The organism is Bradyrhizobium hipponense, assembly GCF_008123965.1.
GTDB classification, from domain to species: Bacteria; Pseudomonadota; Alphaproteobacteria; order Rhizobiales; family Xanthobacteraceae; genus Bradyrhizobium; species Bradyrhizobium hipponense.
The window spans coordinates 1-258 of record NZ_VSTH01000228.1; the positions used below are offsets into that span (position 1 = coordinate 1).

Here is a 258-nt window from a genome sequence, read left to right on the forward strand (position 1 = left end):
AGACGCCGATCTGGCAGTTCATGATCTTGCCCGCCGAACCAGTGTATTGCCGCGCCACTCCGCACGACGCCTTGCCCTGTTTGAGAAAACCGGTCTCGTCGATCACCAGGACCGCTTCAGGGTCCGCCAGATGCTCGATGACATAATCGCGGACGATATCGCGCAGAGCATCAGCATCCCAGTCCCTGCGACCCAGGATTGCCTGTTGCCGCCATGGGCCAGGATCGCCAGCTGCCTCCGCGCATCCAACCGGTCTTG

Annotated in this window: 1 pseudogene; it reads right to left on the minus strand. The window is 61.6% G+C overall.

Annotation, left to right across the window (positions count from 1 at the left end):
* Nucleotides 1-258, minus strand: a pseudogene (locus tag FXV83_RS40485) (transposase); the annotation flags it as partial.